This is a genomic window from Bosea sp. NBC_00550 (genome assembly GCF_026020075.1).
GTDB lineage: Bacteria > Pseudomonadota > Alphaproteobacteria > Rhizobiales > Beijerinckiaceae > Allobosea.
This window is the reverse complement of record NZ_CP102772.1, coordinates 4,861,143-4,880,358: the sequence shown is the minus strand read 5'-3', so window position 1 is coordinate 4,880,358 and position 19,216 is coordinate 4,861,143. Positions and strand designations below refer to the sequence as shown.

Annotated in this window: 17 protein-coding genes; 4 read left to right on the top strand and 13 right to left on the bottom strand. The window is 66.6% G+C overall.

What is annotated here, in order from left to right; genetic code table 11:
• Window positions 1-14: 14 nt before the first annotated feature.
• From tsaE to NWE53_RS23160, 10 genes are all read right to left on the bottom strand, one after another.
• Window positions 15-1,571: a tRNA (adenosine(37)-N6)-threonylcarbamoyltransferase complex ATPase subunit type 1 TsaE gene (gene tsaE, locus NWE53_RS23205; RefSeq protein WP_265051690.1), complete on the bottom strand. Its 1,557-nt coding sequence runs from the start codon at window positions 1,569-1,571 to the stop codon at window positions 15-17.
• Window positions 1,568-3,913 carry a sensor histidine kinase gene (locus tag NWE53_RS23200; RefSeq protein WP_265051689.1) on the bottom strand — a complete coding sequence of 782 codons (2,346 nt, stop codon included), beginning with the start codon at window positions 3,911-3,913 and terminating at the stop codon, window positions 1,568-1,570. Before NWE53_RS23200 ends, tsaE begins: the two co-directional genes overlap by 4 nt.
• A 527-nt stretch (window positions 3,914-4,440) precedes the next feature.
• Window positions 4,441-5,835, bottom strand: coding sequence for an adenosylhomocysteinase (gene ahcY, locus NWE53_RS23195; RefSeq protein ID WP_265051688.1), 1,395 nt, complete (start codon window positions 5,833-5,835; stop codon window positions 4,441-4,443).
• 109 nt (window positions 5,836-5,944) lie between these two features.
• The gene (locus tag NWE53_RS23190; protein ID WP_265051687.1) at window positions 5,945-6,142 is read right to left on the bottom strand and encodes a DUF2283 domain-containing protein; all 198 of its coding nucleotides are present in this window, start codon (window positions 6,140-6,142) and stop codon (window positions 5,945-5,947) included.
• Window positions 6,139-6,405: a DUF4258 domain-containing protein gene (locus NWE53_RS23185; protein ID WP_265051686.1), complete on the bottom strand. Its 267-nt coding sequence runs from the start codon at window positions 6,403-6,405 to the stop codon at window positions 6,139-6,141. The genes NWE53_RS23190 and NWE53_RS23185 overlap by 4 nt, the downstream gene beginning before the upstream one ends.
• A complete protein-coding gene (locus NWE53_RS23180; RefSeq protein ID WP_442864887.1) occupies window positions 6,402-6,716 on the bottom strand; it encodes an HPr family phosphocarrier protein in 315 nt (104 codons plus the stop codon). The genes NWE53_RS23185 and NWE53_RS23180 overlap by 4 nt, the downstream gene beginning before the upstream one ends.
• A gap of 24 nt (window positions 6,717-6,740) precedes the next feature.
• Window positions 6,741-7,142 carry a PTS sugar transporter subunit IIA gene (locus NWE53_RS23175; RefSeq protein WP_265051685.1) on the bottom strand — a complete coding sequence of 134 codons (402 nt, stop codon included), beginning with the start codon at window positions 7,140-7,142 and terminating at the stop codon, window positions 6,741-6,743.
• A 109-nt stretch (window positions 7,143-7,251) separates the two neighbouring features.
• Entirely contained in the window at window positions 7,252-7,716 is a 465-nt protein-coding gene (locus NWE53_RS23170) for an HPr kinase/phosphorylase (RefSeq protein ID WP_265051684.1), read from the bottom strand.
• Between the two features lie 7 nt (window positions 7,717-7,723).
• Window positions 7,724-9,523: a stimulus-sensing domain-containing protein gene (locus NWE53_RS23165; protein ID WP_442864886.1), complete on the bottom strand. Its 1,800-nt coding sequence runs from the start codon at window positions 9,521-9,523 to the stop codon at window positions 7,724-7,726.
• Window positions 9,524-9,594: 71 nt separating this feature from the next.
• Entirely contained in the window at window positions 9,595-10,296 is a 702-nt protein-coding gene (locus tag NWE53_RS23160) for a response regulator transcription factor (RefSeq protein WP_265051683.1), read from the bottom strand.
• Between the two features lie 141 nt (window positions 10,297-10,437).
• On the opposite strand from NWE53_RS23160, the gene NWE53_RS23155 reads away from it, so the two are divergent.
• The 3 genes from NWE53_RS23155 (at window position 10,438) to NWE53_RS23145 (ending at window position 14,113) form a co-directional block, all read left to right on the top strand.
• A complete protein-coding gene (locus tag NWE53_RS23155; protein ID WP_265051682.1) occupies window positions 10,438-11,190 on the top strand; it encodes a HugZ family pyridoxamine 5'-phosphate oxidase in 753 nt (250 codons plus the stop codon).
• A gap of 265 nt (window positions 11,191-11,455) precedes the next feature.
• Window positions 11,456-13,066 (top strand): phosphoenolpyruvate carboxykinase, encoded by a 1,611-nt coding sequence (locus NWE53_RS23150; protein WP_265051681.1) that lies wholly within the window; start codon window positions 11,456-11,458, stop codon window positions 13,064-13,066.
• Window positions 13,067-13,102: 36 nt separating this feature from the next.
• The gene (locus NWE53_RS23145; protein ID WP_265051680.1) at window positions 13,103-14,113 is read left to right on the top strand and encodes an Lnb N-terminal periplasmic domain-containing protein; all 1,011 of its coding nucleotides are present in this window, start codon (window positions 13,103-13,105) and stop codon (window positions 14,111-14,113) included.
• Window positions 14,114-14,263: 150 nt separating this feature from the next.
• Here the strand turns inward: NWE53_RS23145 and NWE53_RS23140 are convergent, their stop codons facing one another.
• The 3 genes from NWE53_RS23140 to NWE53_RS23130 form a co-directional block, all read right to left on the bottom strand.
• The gene (locus NWE53_RS23140; RefSeq protein WP_442864885.1) at window positions 14,264-15,691 is read right to left on the bottom strand and encodes a sodium:proton antiporter; all 1,428 of its coding nucleotides are present in this window, start codon (window positions 15,689-15,691) and stop codon (window positions 14,264-14,266) included.
• 13 nt (window positions 15,692-15,704) lie between these two features.
• Complete coding sequence (locus NWE53_RS23135; RefSeq protein WP_442865053.1) at window positions 15,705-17,369, bottom strand: TRAP transporter large permease; 1,665 nt, start codon at window positions 17,367-17,369, stop codon at window positions 15,705-15,707.
• A gap of 158 nt (window positions 17,370-17,527) precedes the next feature.
• Entirely contained in the window at window positions 17,528-18,127 is a 600-nt protein-coding gene (locus NWE53_RS23130; RefSeq protein WP_265051679.1) for a TRAP transporter small permease subunit, read from the bottom strand.
• Window positions 18,128-18,417: 290 nt separating this feature from the next.
• Between NWE53_RS23130 and NWE53_RS23125 the strand changes: the two genes are divergently transcribed.
• A complete protein-coding gene (locus NWE53_RS23125) occupies window positions 18,418-19,206 on the top strand; it encodes a class II glutamine amidotransferase (protein ID WP_265051678.1) in 789 nt (262 codons plus the stop codon).
• Window positions 19,207-19,216 lie beyond the last annotated feature (10 nt).

Genomic DNA, 19,216 nt, shown 5'->3' with positions numbered 1-19,216 from the left:
CGATCGGCTTGAGGTTAGTCCGCCGCTTCGGTCTCGAACAGCTTCGGCATGTGCGCCTGATACCAGACCTTCAGCTCTTCCAGGGCCGGATGCTCGAGATTGCGGCGCAGATAGGCCTCGATACGCGGCAGATGCTTGAGATAGCCGGGCTTGCCGTCGCGCTTGTCGAGGCGCGCGAAGATGCCGGCGATCTTGGTGTTGCGCTGGGCACCGAGGATCGCATAGGCGCGGGCGAAAGCCGCGAGGTCGAAATCCGGCGTATCGGCACGTCGGGCCGAGCCATAGGCGGCGAGCAGCCTGAGCTCAAGCGAAGCCGGCACGTCGATGCGCGCATCCTGGCCGAGCGCGGCGAGGTCGTAGGCCGGGTGGCCGAGCACCGCGTCCTGGAAGTCGATCAGGCCGACCTTGGCGTGGCCCTCGCGCTGCTCCAGCCAGATCAGGTTGGGCGAGTGGACGTCGCGCAACGTCCAGGTGCTGGGCTGGGCGAGTATCTCGTCGAACAGCCTGCTCCAGATCCGGGCGAACTCGGCCTGCGTCACCGCCGGCAGCGTGACGCCGGCGATATGCGGCGCATACCATTCGAGGATCAGCTCGGTCTCGATCGCGAGGGCCTGCCGGTCATATGGGGGAATCGAATGATCGCGCCCCTCCGCGACGGGCAGGATCGTCGGCAAGGTGTGGCGATGGAGATCGGCGAGCAGCCGCGCCGCCGCCTCGTAGCGCTCGGCGATCGGCTGGCGATCGGCATCGATCACGCCCTCGCTGCCGAGGTCCTCGATGATGAGCAGGCCGGCCGTCAGATCCTCGGCGAGGATGTCCGGCGCCGAATAGCCGAGCGAGCGCAGGCCGCGATCCATCGCGACGAAGGCGTCGACGCTCTCGGCGAGATGGGCGAGCGCGCTGTAGGGCTTGCCGAGGCGGATCGGCGGGCCGTCCGGGCGCTGCGGCGAGATCATCAGCACCGCCGTTTCGCCGTTAGGCCGCGTCAATCGCTCATAGGCGCGCGTCGAGGCGTCGCCGAGCATGAAATCGCGCCGCGCCTCGCCCCAGCCGGCATTGTCGATCAGGCGGCGCGAGGCCACGGCGATGGCCAGGCGCTGCTTCCAGAGCACGCCACCGGACAGATCGGCGATGCGGCCCGTCTCGGGATTGTCGGGATCGACGTCGAGCACGATGTCGAGCCGGCGGCCGGCAGGGAGGCGCGTGCCGGCCCGGTCCGGCCATTCGACCAGGGTGATCAGGCGCTCGACATCCTCGATCAGCCCGATGTCGTCGAGCTCGTCCGGCGAGCGGACCCGGTAGAGATCGGCATGGAGCACCGTGCCGCGCAGCGTGTCGTAGCTCTGGACCAGGGTGAAGGTCGGACTCGGCGCCTCGAGCGCGGGGTCGTCCGCGAGTTCGCGCAGGATGGCGCGCGCGAACAGCGACTTGCCTGAGCCGAGATGGCCGGAAAGCGCGACGATGTCGCCGGGCTTGAGGTTGGCGGCGATATCGGCGGCGAGGCGGATCGTCGCCGCTTCGTCCGCCAGCATGAGCCGGTGCGAACCGGCCTTGCGGGCTTCTTCGGTCATTCGGCAGCGTCCGAGAGCGACACGCCCTGCGCCGGGAAGACGGCGATGACGCGGGTGCCTTTCCCCGGCGTGGAATCGAGCTCGACATGGCCGCCATGGAGCTCGACGATTGAACGCACGATCGACAGCCCGAGGCCGACGCCGCGATGGCTGGAGCCGAGCGAATGGCTCTCGAAGCGCTCGAACACCTTCTCCTTGACCTCGGCGGGGATGCCGCGGCCCTGATCGGCGACGGTGATGCGGATGTCGCTGCCCTGCCGTGCCGCGGTCACGGTGACGGTCTGGCCGGCCGACGAGAAGCCGATCGCATTGGAGAGCAGGTTGAACAGCACCTGGCGCAGGCGCTTGCCGTCGGCGCGCAGCGGGCCGGTGCGCGGGTCGATCTCGACCTTCAGTTCGAGCTTGCTGTCGGTCAGCCGGTCATGCAGCCCCGCCGCCGCCTGGGCGATGGTGTCGGCGACGTCGACATCCTGGATCTCGAGCGTGAGCGCGCCATTGTCGATGGTCGCGAGGTCGAGAATGTCGTTGATGATGGCGAGCAGCGCGCCCGAGGAGCGCACGATATGGGCGGAATAATCGCGCTGTTTCTCGTTGAGCGGGCCGACCGTCTCGGTGCCCAGAAGCTGCGCGAAGCCGATGATGTTGGTGAGGGGAGAGCGCAGCTCGTAGGAGACGTGGTGGACGAAATCCTCGCGCAGCCGCGAGACCTTCTCCAGCGCGTCGTTCTTCTCGGTCAGCGCCCGCTCGACATTCACGCTGGCGGTGACGTCGGCGAAGGAGATCAGGGTCGCGCCGTCCGGCAGCGGCGCGGCAGCCATGTCGAGCACGGTGCCGTCGCGGCGCTCCATGCGACAGCGATAATCCTCGCGCGCATCGCGCACGCCGGTGACGACGCTGTGCAATTCGCTCCACACGTCTTCCTGCGGGAAGAGCGGCCGGCAGAGCCGGATGACCTCGTCGATGTGCGGCGCGCTGGCGGCGAGATCGCCGCCCTGAATGCGCCAAGACTGGGCGAAGGCCGGGTTGGAGAGCTTGAGCCGCCCGTCCGAGCCGAACACGGCGACGCCCTCGCGCAGCGAATCCAGCGTTTCCCGCTGGGTGCGGGAAAGCGCGTTGAAGCGGGATTCGAGCGTGAAGCGCTCGGTAACGTCGTCGTAGAGATAGGTGACGCCGCCCTGCGGATTGGGGCTGGCGACGACATGGACGGTGCGCCCGTCCGGCAGATACCACCAGTCCTCGCTGGCGCGTGTCGCGGTGTAGCCCGCCTGCGCGGCCGCCTTCCAGCTGCGGTAATCGCCGAGTTCCGGCAATCGCCGCTCGGAGCGCAGCCGGTCGAGGATCTCGCCATCGGTCGGCAGGGCGTCCAGGAAGCCCGATTCCAGCGACCAGAGCGTGTCGAAGCCGGAGTTGCGATAGACGAGGCGCTGCGAGCCGTCGAACACGGCGACCGCTGTCTTGAGGCGGTCGAGCGTGCGGACATGGGCGTCCATCTGGCGCTGGAGATCAGCCCTCACCGCCTCCAATTCGCTCATATCGGTGGCAAAGCCGGCAAAGCCCGTCGCGACCGGCAATTCGATGATATCGAGGGTCCGGCGCTGGCCGGCGACCACCGCGGGCGCCCGCACGGCGAAGGCATTGCCATCCCGCCTTGCGCGCGAAGCCGTTTCGCGCTCGGCCCGGTCGAGCAATTCCAGCCCACCCTTCGCCGCCGTCGTCGCGTCGGTAGCCTCGACCGCCTGGGCATAGGCGGCGTTGACCCAGGTCAGCCGGCCATCGGCATTGCGCATCCAGGCCGGGTGCGGCAGCCCCGCGAGCAGATGGGCGAGAGCCGCGTGATCGGCCGTGACGCGCTCCAGCTCGCCACGCAGCGTCATGACCTGCGCCCGCTCACCCGTGACCTCGCGGAAGCGGATCACCGCACGGCCGGCGACGGGCCGGCCCTCGAGATCGATGAAGGGGCCACCCTTGCTGCGCAGCGTGAAGCTGAAAGCCTCGCCGCGCTCCTTCAGCGCGTCAGTCGCGAGTTCCAGCCGCTTGGCGTCGGCAGGCGCGGCCCAGCTGCCATAAGCGAGGGCGAGCGCTGCCCCGGGCGCGCCGAGAAAGCCGCTATCGCCCTCGAAGACGGGCTGCGCGTCGCGGCCATTCCAGCTCACCACGACCTGGGGATCGGCCGCGAGCAGGATCGAGAGGCGTTCCTGATGGCTGCGGGCAGCCTCGAGGTCGGCCGCCAGCTTGGCCTCGCGCTTCTGCCAGCGGGTCCGTTCGCGCACATAGACGAGCGAGGTGGTCGTGGCGAAGACCGTAAGCCCGGCGAGAATGAGGGACAGCGCGCCCGTGTTCATGATGTCGACCCGTATCGGCGCCAGCCACTGATCCTGCGCCAGAACGGGCGTGGCCGAAGCAGTCAGGGCAGGCAGCCATGCGTGCGGATTCCAGCCGCTTCCCCGCCCCTGTCGCCTCGACCGTCTCATCCTGCGCCCATCATCTCTCGGCAGGTATCCCCGCCCTGTCCACGAGGCTCGTCGGAATCGGCCTGGAGAGCCGGCGAGAATCGCCGTCTCCTGGGGGCCGATGCACGCTCGCCACCACGCCAATCACATCAGAGCTTTCGACCCGGTCGCACCATGGCGGAAGCCCGAATCAGTCCTACTCTAATCATCGCTGGAGTCCGTCAGGAAGTGCTTAATCGCCGGTAAACGGAGAGATTTTGAGGCGGCACTCGGCCGTCATCGAAAAATATCAAGAGGTAGATTCATTGGGTCGCCGACATACAATTAGTAGCGTCCCGCCAAGTGAATCAGCAAAAGCACAGCCATAAAAAAAGGCCCGGCGAGAGCCGGGCCTTGGCAACATCGCGCCTTGGCGCGTGTCAGTAGCGGTAGTGCTCGGGCTTGAACGGGCCGGACTGCGGCACGCCGATGTATTTCGCCTGGGCGTCGTTGAGCTTGGTCAGCTTGGCGCCGACCTTGTCGAGGTGGAGCGCCGCGACCTTCTCGTCGAGGTGCTTCGGCAGGGTGTAGACGTTGTTCTCGTACTTGGCGTGGTGGTTCCACAGCTCGATCTGCGCGAGCGTCTGGTTCGAGAACGAGCAGGACATCACGAAGGACGGATGGCCCGTGGCGTTGCCGAGGTTCACGAGGCGACCTTCCGAGAGCAGGATGATGCGCTTGCCGTCCGGGAACTCGATCTCGTCGACCTGCGGCTTGACGTTGTCCCACTTGAAGTTCTTCAGGCCGGCGACCTGAATCTCCGAGTCGAAGTGGCCGATGTTGCAGACGATGGCGCGGTGCTTCATCGCGCGCATGTGGTCGACGGTGATGACGTCGAGGTTGCCGGTGGCGGTGCAGAAGATGTCGCCGCGCGGGGCAGCGTCTTCCATCGTCACGACCTCATAGCCTTCCATCGCGGCCTGCAGGGCGCAGATCGGATCGACCTCGGTGACGAGGACGCGGCAGCCGGCCTGGCGCAGCGAGGCGGCCGAGCCCTTGCCGACGTCGCCATAGCCGGCGACGACCGCGACCTTGCCCGACATCATGACGTCGGTGCCGCGGCGGATGGCGTCGACCAGCGACTCGCGGCAGCCATAGAGGTTGTCGAACTTAGACTTGGTGACGCTGTCGTTGACGTTGATCGCCGGGAACGGCAGTCGGCTGGCCTTGGCGAGCTCGTAGAGGCGGTGCACGCCGGTGGTGGTCTCCTCGGAGACGCCCTTGATCGCGGCGCGGGTCTTGGTGAACCAGCCCGGATTGGCCTTGAGCTGGCGCTTGATCAGCGCGAAGAAGATCGTCTCTTCCTCATTGCCCGGCTTGTCGAGGAAGGCGGCGTTGCCGGCTTCGGCCTCGGCGCCGAGGATGATCAGCATGGTCAGATCGCCGCCGTCGTCGAGGATCATGTTCGGCGTGCCGCCGTCACCCCAGGTCGCGGTCTTCAGCACGTACTCCCAGTACTCCTCCAGCGTCTCGCCCTTGATGGCGAAGACGGGGGTTCCGGTCGCGGCGATCGCGGCGGCGGCGTGGTCCTGGGTCGAGAAGATGTTGCAGGAGGACCAGCGGACGTCGGCGCCGAGTTCCTTCAGCGTCTCGATCAGCACGGCGGTCTGGATGGTCATGTGCAGGCAGCCGGCGATCCGGGCGCCCTTGAGCGGGGCCTTGCCCTTGTTCTCGGCACGGACGGCCATCAGGCCCGGCATCTCGTCCTGGGCCATGTTGATTTCCTTGCGGCCATAATCCGCAAGCGCGATGTCCTTGACGACGTAATCCGACACGGGGGAGCTCCAATCCTGCCACCTGAAACGTGGGCGGTTCTCTAGCAGCGACCGGAGCGGAAGGCAATCAAAGATATAAAGATGTCTTTATATCAATCTTCGCGAAGGTTCAGGCCGCGCTGAGATGCGACAGGTCGGCGTCCTTCGCCAGATGCTCGGACGCATCGAGAATCTCGACACCAACGATGCGCCCCGCATCGTCGAAGTCGAAAACGATGCCCGGCCGCACTTCCTCGCTTTCAACGATCTTGCTTTCGGCAAACCGCACATAAAGCGCATCGACCTGCGCGTCATAGGTCGTTCTCATCTGCCGCGACCTCGATCGAGAAACATCGTGATGATGCGAAAATGGGTATCGGTTCGCCGGTATACCACACGCAACACGCGCCCGTCGCGCTCTGGCAAGGTCCGGAATGCTCTGGTGACTTCGGGATTGCGGAGATCGGGCTCGACCTGATCCGGTTCAAGCACGGTGAGCTCCACCCACGCGCGTTCGATGGAGCGTTCCGCCATCATGGCCAGGGCATGGTTGGTGAACTCGAAAGCTGCGCCCGTCGCAGCTCGCGTCATTCGCCTTCGCCGAACCTGTCGGCGATCAAGGCCGCAAGCGCGTCGAGGGCCGGCTTCGCCTCCGTGCCCTTGGCGACGATGGTGATCGTCGAGCCGATGCCGGCACCGAGCGTCAGGACGCCCATGATCGAGGTTGCGCCTACGGTCTCGCCGCAGCGGCTCACCGTGATGTCGGCATCGAAGCGGGCGGCGCATTGCACGAATTTCGCCGTGGCGCGGGCGTGCAGACCCTTCTTGTTGACGATCTCGAATTCGCCGTAGAGGGCCCCGGCGGGAATCTCGACTTCGGGGCAGTCACAATCCTCGTCCAAGCCGCCCTCCCCGATCGCGCCCGCTTACTTGCCGGCCAGCACGCGGCTGGCGACCGTGATGTATTTCCGGCCCGCATCCTGCGCACTGGTCACCGCCTCGTCGAGGGTCTTCTCCTCGCGCACGCTGGCCAGCTTGATCAGCATCGGCAGGTTGACGCCGGCGACCACATCGACGCGGCCGGGCTCCATCACCGAAATCGCCAGATTGGAGGGCGTGCCGCCGAACATGTCGGTCAGGATGACGACGCCGCTGCCGTTCTCGACCTGCTCGACGGCGGCGATGATGTCGCGGCGGCGGCTCTCCATGTCGTCATCGGGAGCGATGGCAATGGTCGCCAGCTGCGCCTGAGGGCCGACGACGTGTTCGAGCGCGGCGCGGAATTCCGTCGCCAGATGCCCATGAGTCACAAGGACCAGTCCGATCATTCAATCCAGCACCGGAGAGCGCCCATCGGCGCCCGGACAAGGTCGCGGTTTATGCGGCAGGTGCGAGATAATCGCAAGGTGCCAGCCGTTAAACTTGTCAAAATCGCGGCTACGGGCCGGGCTCTGTGAATAAGTCGAGAGCCGCGAGCACAAGCCGCTCGTCACCTGTGCGTCCAAAGACCCGCAGCCGCGGCAGGTCGATGCCGACGAGATTGTCGACCAGTTCTTCCGGCTCCGGCATGCGCGCGGGCTCCTCGCCGATCAGGTCGACGAGCAACCTGACCACAGCCGCTCCGGTGAAAGGCTCCGGCGTCAGGCCGAGGCCGCGGCGTTCGACGATACCCTCGAGCGGTGCGACCGGGCGGGCAAGCAATCGGCCACCGCCCGCAGCAAGCGCCACGCGGTCGTCGGCGACCAGCCGCGCGAAGCGGCCGGATTGGCTGGCGAGGCCGACAAGGGCAAGAGCCACGGAGGACTTGCCGCTGCCGGAAGCGCCACGGAGCAGCACGCCAGCCTCCCCTATCGCGACCACGGTCGCGTGGATCCGGCTGCCGGACGTCGATCCCGAACTCACGGATGTCTCAGGCGGCATGCGTATAGGCCGCTGGCAGGCAGACGATGAAGCGGGCGCCGATCCGGGGTGCCTCGCCATCCGGCCCAACCGGCCCGAGCCGGTTTTCCGCCCGGATGGAGCCGCGATGGGCCTCGATGATCTGGCGCGAAATCGAGAGGCCGAGGCCGGAATTCTGGCCGAAGCCCTCATTCGGGCGGTCGGTGTAGAAGCGCTCGAAGATGCGCTCCAGGGCATGCGGCTCGATGCCCGGTCCCTCATCCTCGATCGTGACGAGCACGTCGTTGGCGACGCGGGAGAGCACGACGCGCACGGGCTTGTCCGGCGGCGAGAACGAGCGGGCGTTGTCGATGAGATTGACCATGACCTGGCCGAGCCGCGAATCATGGCCGAGCACGACAAAGGAATCGCCGCCCGGGCGCTGGCTGCGCCGATCGCTGGTCAGCTCGATCCTGGCCTGCGCTTCGCGGCGGGTCTCGTTCTGGATCGTCACCACCGCTTCCAGGACCTGCGCGACATCGACCGGCGCGGAATCGTTGCGGGCGAGCTCGGCATCGAGGCGCGAAGCGTCAGAGATGTCGGAGATCAGCCGGTCGAGCCGGCGCACATCATGCTGGATCACCGAGAGCAGGCGCGAACGCGAGTCCTCCGTCTTGGCACGCGGCAGGGTCTCGACGGCGCTGCGCAGGGACGTCAACGGGTTCTTCAGCTCATGCGCGACATCGGCGGCGAAGCTCTCGATGGCCTCGATGCGGCTGTAGAGCGCCTTGGTCATGTCGCGCAGCGTGCCGGAGAGATGGCCGATCTCGTCGTGACGGCTGCTGAAATCAGGGATCTGCTCGCGCGACTTGACGCCGCGGCGCACGCGCTGGGCCGCGTCGGCCAGCTTGCGGATCGGCTCCGCGATGGTTCCGGCGAGCAAGACCGAGAGCACGATCATCACGCCCGCCGCCACCGCGAAGACCTGGAAGATCGCGAAGCGCTCGGAGGCGATGACCGCGTCGATGTCGCCGCCCTGCGTCGAGAGCAGCAGCGCGCCCTTGATCGTCCGGAAGCGCTGCACCGGCACGGCGACCGACACGATGGTCTGGCCACGCGTGTTGACGCGCACGACGCTCGCCGGGGCGCCGTTCAGGGCGCGGGCGACCTCGGGATAGGACTTGCCGTTGGCGTTCTCGAAATCGTCATAGGTCGGGACATCGGCCTTGCCGAGCCGATTGCGCAGCATGTTCCAGGTGCGCTCCAGCAGCGGCGGCTCGTCGGGCTCGCCGACGCGCGGCAGGTCGAGGCGCAGCACATCGCCACGCGAATAGAGGCTGCGCGAGTCGATGGTGAGCAGCCCGTCTTTGTCGTAGACCCGCGCGCGGGTCTTGGTCGGCGTCACCAGCCGGCGGAGCAGCGGCGCGACCTTCTCGGGGTTGATCGAGAAATCGAGCGGATCCTCGGCGATGCCGGCGCTCTCGCCGGCCTGGAGCTGCAGCAGCTTGTCGGGATCGATGGCGATCGAGTCGATCTCGACGGTAGCGGAGGAGGCGATCGCGCCGGCGATGATCTCGCCCTGGGTCAGCAGGCTCTGCACCCGCGCCTCGATCAGGCCCTCACGGAACTGGTTGAGATAGAGGAAGCCGAGCAGTAGCGCGACGAGGCCGCCGAGATTGAGGACGAGGATGCGCCGGGTCAGGCTCGAGGCGGCCCGCGCCGAGACCGCGCGCGCCATGCGCCGCCACGCCAGGCCGAAGCGGCGGCGCATCGCCCCGCGCCAGCCGGCGGCGGGCGATGACGCACGAGCCTCGTTGTCGACGGTTGCCATGGCTGCGGCTTGCTTCCCGCTCGAGAGCTGTCACGCACCTGGTGCGGTGCGAATCCCCAGCCTTCCTTGCCTCAGACTTCCTTGAAGCGATAGCCCACGCCGTAGAGCGTCTCGATCATGTCGAAATCGACATCGACCTGATTGAACTTCTTGCGCAGGCGCTTGATGTGGCTGTCGATGGTGCGGTCGTCGACATAGACCTCGTCGTCATAAGCCGCATCCATCAGGGCGTTGCGGCTCTTCACCACGCCGGGGCGCTGCGCCAGCGACTGCAGGATCAGGAACTCGGTGACGGTGAGCGTGACCGGCTCGCCCTTCCAGGTGCAGGTATGGCGCTCGGGGTCCATACGCAGCAGGCCGCGCTCCAGCGCCTTGGCGTCCTCGGCCCGTGGGGTCGCGGTCGCGTCCTTGGCACCGGCGCGGCGCAGGATGGCCTTGACGCGCTCGACCAGCAGGCGCTGCGAGAACGGCTTCCGGATAAAGTCGTCGGCGCCCATCTTCAGGCCGAATAACTCGTCGATCTCCTCGTCCTTCGACGTCAGGAAGATCACGGGCAGGTCTGACTTCTGGCGCAGGCGGCGCAGCAGCTCCATGCCGTCCATGCGCGGCATCTTGATGTCGAAAATCGCGAGGTCGGGCGGGTTCTGCTTCAGCCCGTCGAGAGCGGAGGCGCCGTCCGTATAGGTCATGATGCGATAGCCCTCCGCTTCGAGGGCGATGGAAACCGACGTCAGGATGTTGCGGTCGTCGTCGACCAGCGCAATCGTTGGCATAAGTCAAAGGCCTCTTCGGCTCGTTGCAATAAATCTGCTCACTCTCGTGCGAGAGAGGCCAAAGCGTGGCGGCAATCTAGCCCGAGCGTGGCGATTTGCCTATGTCCCCGTATCACAAGCCGAAAACCGAAGAGAGGTTCCATGGCCAAAGACGTGATCCAGCCGATGGACGATGCCGTTCGCGGCGAGGCCAAGGGGCTCTTGCGCGGTGCGCGCTCGGCCGCGCTGGCCACGATCGGGCCGGACGGCTACCCCTCGGCGAGCCTGGTCGGGCTCGCCACCGACATCGACGGCGCGCCCGTCATCCTGATCTCAGGCCTCGCCGCCCATACCCGCAACCTCGCCGCCGATCCCCGCGCCTCGCTGCTGATCTCGCCCGGCGGCAAGGGCGACCCGCTCGCCCATGCCCGCCTCACCCTGAAGGTCAGCGCCCGCAAGATCGACCGCGAGGCACCGGAGGGCGTCCGCATTCGCCGCCGCTATCTGGCGCGCCAGCCGAAATCCGCGCTTTACGCCGATTTCCCCGATTTCAGCTTCTTTGCCCTGGCGATCGAGGGCGTCAGTCTCAATGGCGGCTTCGCCCGGGCCTATGCGCCCTCCCCCGCCGATCTCATGAGCGATCCGGCCCATGCGGCCGCCCTCGCCGATGTCGAGGAAGGCGCGGTCGAGCACATGAACGAGGATCACAAGGATGCGATAGGGCTCTATGCGACGCGGCTTCTCGGCGCGAAGGCGGGCAACTGGCGCGCCATCGGCCTCGACCCGGACGGACTCGACATGGCGCTGGGCAGCGCCGCGCTGCGCCTGCCCTTCCCTGCCTCCGTCGACGGCCCTGGGGCCCTGCGCCGGATTCTCGGAGAACTCGCAGGCAAGGCGCGGGCGCAGGCCGCCTGACGGTGCCGTGGGCCAAGGCGGGTCGCCGACCGTATCATGCCCGCCCGGCACGATCCGGGGATTTACCACAGTCGACTTTCAATCGATTTAGCAAAACATCCGAAGAGGCCGGGCTTTTCCAATGACTTGAGCCTGAGGCATCATGGCTCTAAAGACCGGGCAAGGCCTCATGGCCTCCGCCTCGACGCCCGGGCCTTCCGCCGGCCCGGCGTATTCGTTTCGACAATGGGCCGCCCACAGCAACGGCCGGCCTTGGAGGAATTCAGTGGACACGATCGGTCAGTTCAATGCCGCCCATGGTGCCGAGGGCTTCGGCTTCCGCAAGCTCAAGGCCGTGCACTGGAATCTCGAAGCGCCACAGCTCTACGAGGAGTCGCTGAGCCGGAGCGAATCCCGGCTCGCACGCGGCGGGGCGCTCTGCGCCGACACCGGCACGCATACCGGCCGCTCGCCCAAGGACAAGTTCACGGTGCGCGACGCGCTGACCGAGAACACCGTCTGGTGGGACAACAACAATGCGCTGAGCCCCGAGCATTTCGAGACCCTGCTCGCCGACTTCCTGGCCCATGCCGAGGGCAAGGAGCTGTTCGCGCAGGATCTCTATGGCGGCGCCGACCCGGTTCACCGCGTCAAGGCGCGGGTCTATACCGAGATGGCCTGGCACTCGCTCTTCATCCGCAACCTGCTGATCCGCCCGGCGCGCGACGAGATCGCCGCCTACGTTCCGGAGATGACGATCGTCGATCTGCCGAGCTTCCGGGCCGATCCGAAGCGCCATGGCTGCCGCAGCGAGACCGTGATCGCCATCGACTTCACCCGCAAGATCGTGCTGATCGGCGGCTCCGCCTATGCCGGCGAGATGAAGAAATCGGTCTTCACCTATCTGAACTACGTGCTGCCGACCAAGGGCGTGGTGCCGATGCACTGCTCGGCCAATGTCGGCCCCAAGGACGATTCCGCGATCTTCTTCGGCCTCTCCGGCACCGGCAAGACGACGCTCTCCGCCGATCCCGACCGCACCCTGATCGGCGACGACGAGCATGGCTGGTCGAAGGAAGGCATCTTCAACTTCGAGGGCGGCTGCTACGCCAAGACGATCCGCCTCTCGGCCGAGGCCGAGCCGCAGATTCACGCCGCCTCGCTGCGCTTCGGCACGGTGCTGGAGAACGTCGTGCTCGATAAGGTGACGCGCGAGGTCGATTTCGACGACCAGTCGAAGACCGAGAACACCCGCTCGGCCTATCCGCTCGACTTCATCCCCAACGCCTCTCGCACCGGCCGCGCCGGCATCCCGAAGAACATCGTGATGCTCACGGCCGACGCCTTCGGCGTGATGCCGCCGATCGCCAAGCTGACCCCGGCCGAGGCGATGTATCACTTCCTCTCCGGCTACACCGCCAAGGTTGCCGGCACCGAGCGCGGCCTCACCGGCGTCGAGCCCGAGTTCTCCACCTGCTTCGGCTCGCCCTTCCTGCCGCGGCACCCTTCCGAATACGCCAATCTGCTGCGCGACTTCATCGACAAGCACCATGTCGATTGCTGGCTGGTGAATACCGGCTGGACCGGCGGCCAATACGGCACCGGCCGGCGCATGCCGATCCGCGTGACGCGCCGCCTGCTCTCGGCTGCGCTCGACGGCTCGCTCAACCGCGCCGATTTCCGCCGCGATCCGTATTTCGGCTTCGCGGTGCCGAGCTCGGTGCCCGGCGTCGAGCCGCACATCCTCTACCCGGTGAAGACCTGGGCCGACAAAGCCGCCTTCGCTGAGACCGCTAAAAACCTCGTCGGCATGTTCGCCAAGAACTTCGCCAAGTTCGAGGACCATGTCGACGATGCGGTGAAGGCGGCGGCACCGACGAATTACCTCGCGGCCTGACGCCAAGGCGTCCGACCTGTGCTACGAGAGGCGGCCATGGGCCGCCTCTTTTTGATTGTGCTGAAGCTCCTCCTGACCCTCGCCATCCTCGCCGCCGCGCTTTGGGGCGCGGGCTTCCTGCTGTTCCGCCTTTCGGGCGCGATGGCGATCGTCGCGGCGATCGGCTTCGGCATCGCGGCACTGGCCGGCCTCATCGGCGTCTGGACGAGCGACGCGCGCCTGCCGCTCGGCTTCGTCATGGTCTTCGTCGGCCTGCTCTCCTGGTGGAACAGCTTCCAGCCCTCGCATGACCGCGACTGGATTCCCGAACTCGCGCGTTTACCGACAATCGCGCGCGAGGGCGATGCGCTGACCGTCTCGAACCTGCGCCATTTCCGCTGGCGCACGGAGGAGGACTACGACCAGCGCTGGGAGACGCGCCGCTACAACTTCGCAGCGATCACCGGCGCCGACGTCTTCCTGACCTATTGGTCGGGCGAGGCGATCGCGCATCTCCTGGTCAGCTTCACCTTCTCGGATTCGGTGCCGCTGACCTTCTCGATCGAGGTGCGCCGCGAGAAGGGCGAGGACTGGTCCGCTCTCGCCGGCTTCTTCCGCAGCTACGAGATGGCCTATGTGGCTGCAGACGAGCGCGACATCGTCGGGCTGCGCACCCATGCCCGGCGCGAGGATGCCCGCCTCTTCCGCCTCAGCGCCTCTGCTACACAGGCACGCGACCTGCTGCTCGCCTATATCGCGGATATCAACGACCTCGCGGCCAAGCCGCGCTGGTACAATACGCTGACGACCAACTGCACGACCGTGGTCTACCACCTCGTCGGCAGCGTCGCGCCGGGCTGGAAATTCTCGCTGCCGCTCGATCCGCGTGTCCTGCTCTCCGGATATCTGCCGGGCTATCTCCAGCAGATCGGCGCGATCCGGCAGGACATCCCGCTCGACGAACTCGTGCGCCTTGCCCGCATCGGCGACCACGCCCGCACGCTCTCGCTCGACGACCCGCTATTCTCCGCGAAGATCAGGGAAGGCGTTCCGGCCGGGCGGCCATAACGTCGCTGTCTTCCCGTGCGCGCTGCGACGCGCAGTGCCGCTGCGCAGACACGGGACCGCGCGCAGAAAGAGGCGCCCCTTCCGTAGGACGGTCCCGCATCTGCGCAGCAGAACTGCATGCTGCGGCGCGTGCGGTATGACGCCCCTCGCCTAGTAGAAGAACAGCAGCGTCAGCACCACGAACAGCGGGATCAGGATCGCGCCCGACCAGAGCATGTAGCCGAAGAAGCTGGGCATCGCGACCTTGCGGTCCTTGGCGATGGCGTAGACCATGAAGTTCGGCGCATTGCCGATATAGCTGTTCGCGCCCATGAAGACGGCACCGGCCGAGATCGCCGCCAAGGTCAGAGCGCCGCTGGTCATCAGCTCCCTGGCATCGCCGCCCGCCAGTTCGAAGAAGACGAGATAGGTAGGCGCGTTGTCGAGAAACGAGGAGAGCGCACCGGTCAGCCAGAAATAGGCGGTGGTATTGGCGCTGCCGTCGGCGTTGGTGACGAGGCCGACCAGTGGCGCGAAGGCGCCCTCGCGGCCCGCCTGCAGCATCGCCAGCACCGGGATGATGCAGACGAAGATGCCGGCGAAGAGCTTGGCGACCTCCTTGATCGGCCCCCAGCTGAACTCGTTGCCGGCGCGGACCGGCTTCGGCGTCAGCCGGAGCGAGAGGCCTGCGAGAACGAGCAGGATCACATCGCGGAGCAGGTTCTGCCCCTCGACCGGCACGCCATGCGCGGTGAAGGCGACGCCCGGCTTCCAGTTGGCCGATATCAGGATCGCGGCGATGACGCCGCCCAGCAGCAGGATATTGACCTTGCCCCAGAGCTTGATGGCCCGGTCCGGCGTCGGGTCCTTGAGCTTCGGAGCACCTTCCTCCTTGCGAAAGAACCAGCTGTCGAGCGCGTAGAACAGCGCCAGCAGCACGAGGACCGCGAAGCCGGTCCCGGGGAACAGATGCGTCGTCGTCCAGAAGAAGTCGACGCCGCGCAGGAAGCCGAGGAAGAGCGGCGGGTCGCCGAGCGGCGTCAGCGAGCCGCCGATGTTCGAGACGAGGAAGATGAAGAAGACGACGACATGGACGTTGAAGCGCCGGGCGTCATTGGCGCGCAGCACCGGCCGGATCATGATGATCGAGGCGCCCGTCGTGCCGACGAAGCTCGCCAGCACGGCGCCGATCGCGAGCAGCACCGTGTTGGTCAGCGGCGTGCCGTGCAAATTGCCGGAGATCAGGATGCCGCCCGCGATCGTGAACAGCGCGAAGAGCAGGATGATAAAGGGAACGTAGTCGAGCAGCGCGGTATGGAGCAGCGCCCCGAGAGCAGGATCGAGCCCCCGCAGCAACACCAGCGGCACCAGCGTGAGCAGGGCCCAGAAGGCCGCGAACTTGCCGTAGTGCAGCTCCCAGAGATGCGGGAACAGCACGGGACCGAGCGCGATCGAGAGCAGCATGCCGGCGAAGGGCAGTGCCCAGCCGCCGCCCATCGTCGCCCCGCCGATATCGCCCGCCGCCCAGGCACTGGCAGGCGCCATCGCCGAGGCGGCGACCAGGATCGCGGCGACCCCTCGACCGACGACAGCCCCCATGGCGCAGCCTGCCTTACGGCTTGGGCGGCGCGCCGATCGACGGCGGCGCGTTGAAGTCGAAGCCACCCGGACCGCCGAGACCGGGGATCTGGATCGAGTCGAACTGCTTGTCGATCGCCTTCTGGTCGAGCTGAATGGCGGAGGCCTTATAGTGCATGACCATCTGCGGGAAGAGCACGACCAGCGCGACCATGATGCACTGGATCACCACGAAAGGCACGGCGCCCCAATAGATCTGGCCGGTGGTGACGGGCTCCATCATCTTGCCGGTAACCTTGTCCTTGTAGGGGTTCTTCGGCGCGACCGAGCGCAGGAAGAACAGGGCGAAGCCGAAGGGCGGGTGCATGAACGAGGTCTGCATGTTCACGCCGAGGATGACGCCGAACCAGATCAGGTCGATGCCGAGCTTCTCCGCCGCGGGGCCGAGCAGCGGCACGATGATGAAGGCGAGTTCGAAGAAGTCGAGGAAGAAGGCGAGCAGGAAGACCATCACGTTGACGACGATCAGGAAGCCCGTCGCGCCGCCGGGCAGCCCGACTAGCAGATGCTCGACCCAGACATGGCCGTTGACGCCGTAGAAGGTCAGCGAGAAGACGCGCGCGCCGACCAGGATGAAGAGCACGAAGGACGAGAGCTTGGCCGTCGATTCGACCGCCTGCCGGAGCAGGTCGAAGGTCATCCGCTTCTTGCCCCAGGCGAGCAGGATCGCGCCCGCCGCGCCCATGGCGCCGCCTTCAGTCGGCGTGGCGACGCCGATGAAGATCGTGCCGAGCACGAGGAAGATCAGCGCCAGCGGCGGCACCATCACGAACACCACCTGCTCGGCCATGCGCGAGAGCAGCTTGAGGCCGAGAAGCTTGTTGAGCAGCGCGATAACGAAGGACACGCCGACCGCGATCGACATCGTCAGCACAACGAAGTCCGAGCCCGCCGTCACCTTGGTGAACAGCTTCATATAGGCGTAGGCGATGGCGAAGGAGAGGATGGTGATGACGAGCAGCGAGAGCCGGCGCGTCTGGCCATCGGCGTCACGCAGCGTCTGCGCCTCGGGCGGCAGGCCCGGCGCGCGCGAAGGCGCGATCATGGTGATGATGAAGACATAGCCGGCATAGAGACCGGCCAGCACGAGGCCGGGGATGAAGGCGCCCTCATACATGTCGCCGACGGAGCGGCCGAGCTGGTCGGCCAACACGATCAGGACGAGCGAGGGCGGAATGATCTGGGCGAGTGTGCCCGAGGCCGCGATGACGCCGGAGGCAAGGCGCCGGTCGTAGCCGTAGCGCAGCATGATCGGCAGCGAGATCAGGCCCATCGAGATCACGGACGCCGCGACGACGCCGGTGGTGGCCGCCAGCAGCGCGCCGACGAAGATCACCGCATAGGCGAGGCCACCGCGCACGGGCCCGAAGAGCTGGCCGATGGTGTCGAGCAGGTCTTCCGCCATGCCGGAGCGCTCGAGGATCAGGCCCATGAAGGTGAAGAACGGGATCGCCAGCAGCACGTCGTTGTTCATCGTGCCGTAGATGCGTTCCGGCAGCGCCTGCAGGAAGTTCTCCTGGAACAGGCCGAGCTCGATGCCGACCAGCGCGAAGAGCAGGCCGTTGGCGGCCAGCGCGAAGGCGACGGGATAGCCGAGCAGCAGGAAGACCACGAGGGCGGCGAACATCACCGGCGCCATGTTGACGCGCAGGAAGTCGCCGATGCCGCCGCCCGCCGCATAGGCGTCGCCGGTGTGGAGGCTGAAGAAGGCGAGGATCGTGAGCGCGAGCAGCAGGCCGGCGGCGCGCGAGAGGCGATGAGCGAGCATGGGACGGTTCCGGACTTCTTGCGGGCCTCTCACGAAGCGAGGCCCTGTTCCTTGGCTTGTTCGAGCAGACGCTGGGCTTCCGCCTCGGCCGCCGCAGCGTGGCCCAGGGCGACCTCGGCATCCTCAAGATCGCCGCGGATGATCGCGACCTGCTTGATGATCTCGGAGATGCCCTGGAAGGTCAGCATCACGAAGCCGACGAGGACGAGCCCCTTGGCCGGCCATTGCGGCAGGCCGCCGGCCGAGAGCGACTGCTCGTTGATTGCGTAGGAACGCAGGAAGAACGGCCAGGAATGGTAGACGATCAGCAGGCAGAACGGCATCAGGAAGAAGATGTGGCCGAGCAGCTCGATCCACTGGCGGACGCGCTGCGGCAGCATGCTGTTCACGATGTCGATGCGGATGTGCTCCTTCACCTGCAGCGTCCAGGAGGCACACATCAGGAAGACCGCGCCGAACAGCATCCATTGCAGTTCGAGCCAGGCGTTCGACGAGACGTTAAAGACCTTGCGGATGATCGCGTTGACCGTCGCGACGATCACTGCCGCAAGGATCAGCCAGGCGACTTTTCTGCCGATGAAGCCATTGACCGCGTCGATGACCCGGCTGACTGCAAGGAGGCCCTTCACATTCCCGCTCCCGTCGAGAGGCGCTACGCGCCGGATACATCGTTCCGGGCAGTGATTATGCGCTGTTTACGGGCAGGATCGGTATAGGAGCGGTGCGTGCCACGCAAGACTATGCGGCTCTTATCCCTTGGACGAAAGGCGGACCCGCGCGGCTGCCCATTTTCGCGCCACAGAATGCGGCGCATTCGTCGTCCGGGCCAACGGCCGCTAGAAAATTCGTTATGTCTGCATTCATATTCAGAGAACAATATTCCCTTCGATCGTTTCCACCCGGCTGATTCGAGGCCGAGATGTGCCGTTTCCTCGCCTATTCAGGCGCCCCCGTCTTTCTCGAGGACTTCGTCGCCTCGCCTTGCCATTCGCTGATCCACCAGTCGCTCCACGCCGAGGAAGCCAAGACCGGAACGAATGGCGACGGCTTCGGCGTCGGCTGGTATGGCGAGCGGCCCGAGCCCGGGCAGTACCGCGAGGTCAGGCCGGCCTGGTCGGACGAGAACCTGCTTTCGATCGCCCGGCAGGTGCGCTCGCACCTGTTCTTCGCCCATGTCAGGGCTGCCACGGGCACCGCGACGACGCGCGCGAACTGCCACCCCTTCGTCCATGACCGCTACCTCTTCATGCATAACGGCCAGATCGGCGGCTACGGCCTGATCCGCAGGCGGCTCGAGGCCCTGATCCCGGATTCCCTCTACAGCGTCCGCGCCGGCACGACCGATTCCGAAGCGCTTTTCCTGCTTGTCCTGGCCCATATCGCCGGCGGCATGGCACCGGGCGAGGCGCTCGCCGCCGCGCTCTCCGACGTGCTCGCCCTGATGGAACAAGCCGGAACGCGCGAGCCGCTGCGCTGCGCGGCTGCACTGGCGGATGGCGAGATGATCCATGCCGTGCGCTGGTCCTCCGACAGCAAGCCGCCGAGCCTCTATGTCTGCGCACGGCCCGATAGCGTCGTCGTCGCCTCGGAGCCGGTCGATGCCGCCCGCGAATGCTGGCAGGCCCTGCCCTGCAACACGCTGGTCACGGTGCAGGGCCGCGACGTCGCGCTCTCGCCGTTCCTCGTCGGCTTGCGGCAAGCGGCCTGAAACCACCCGG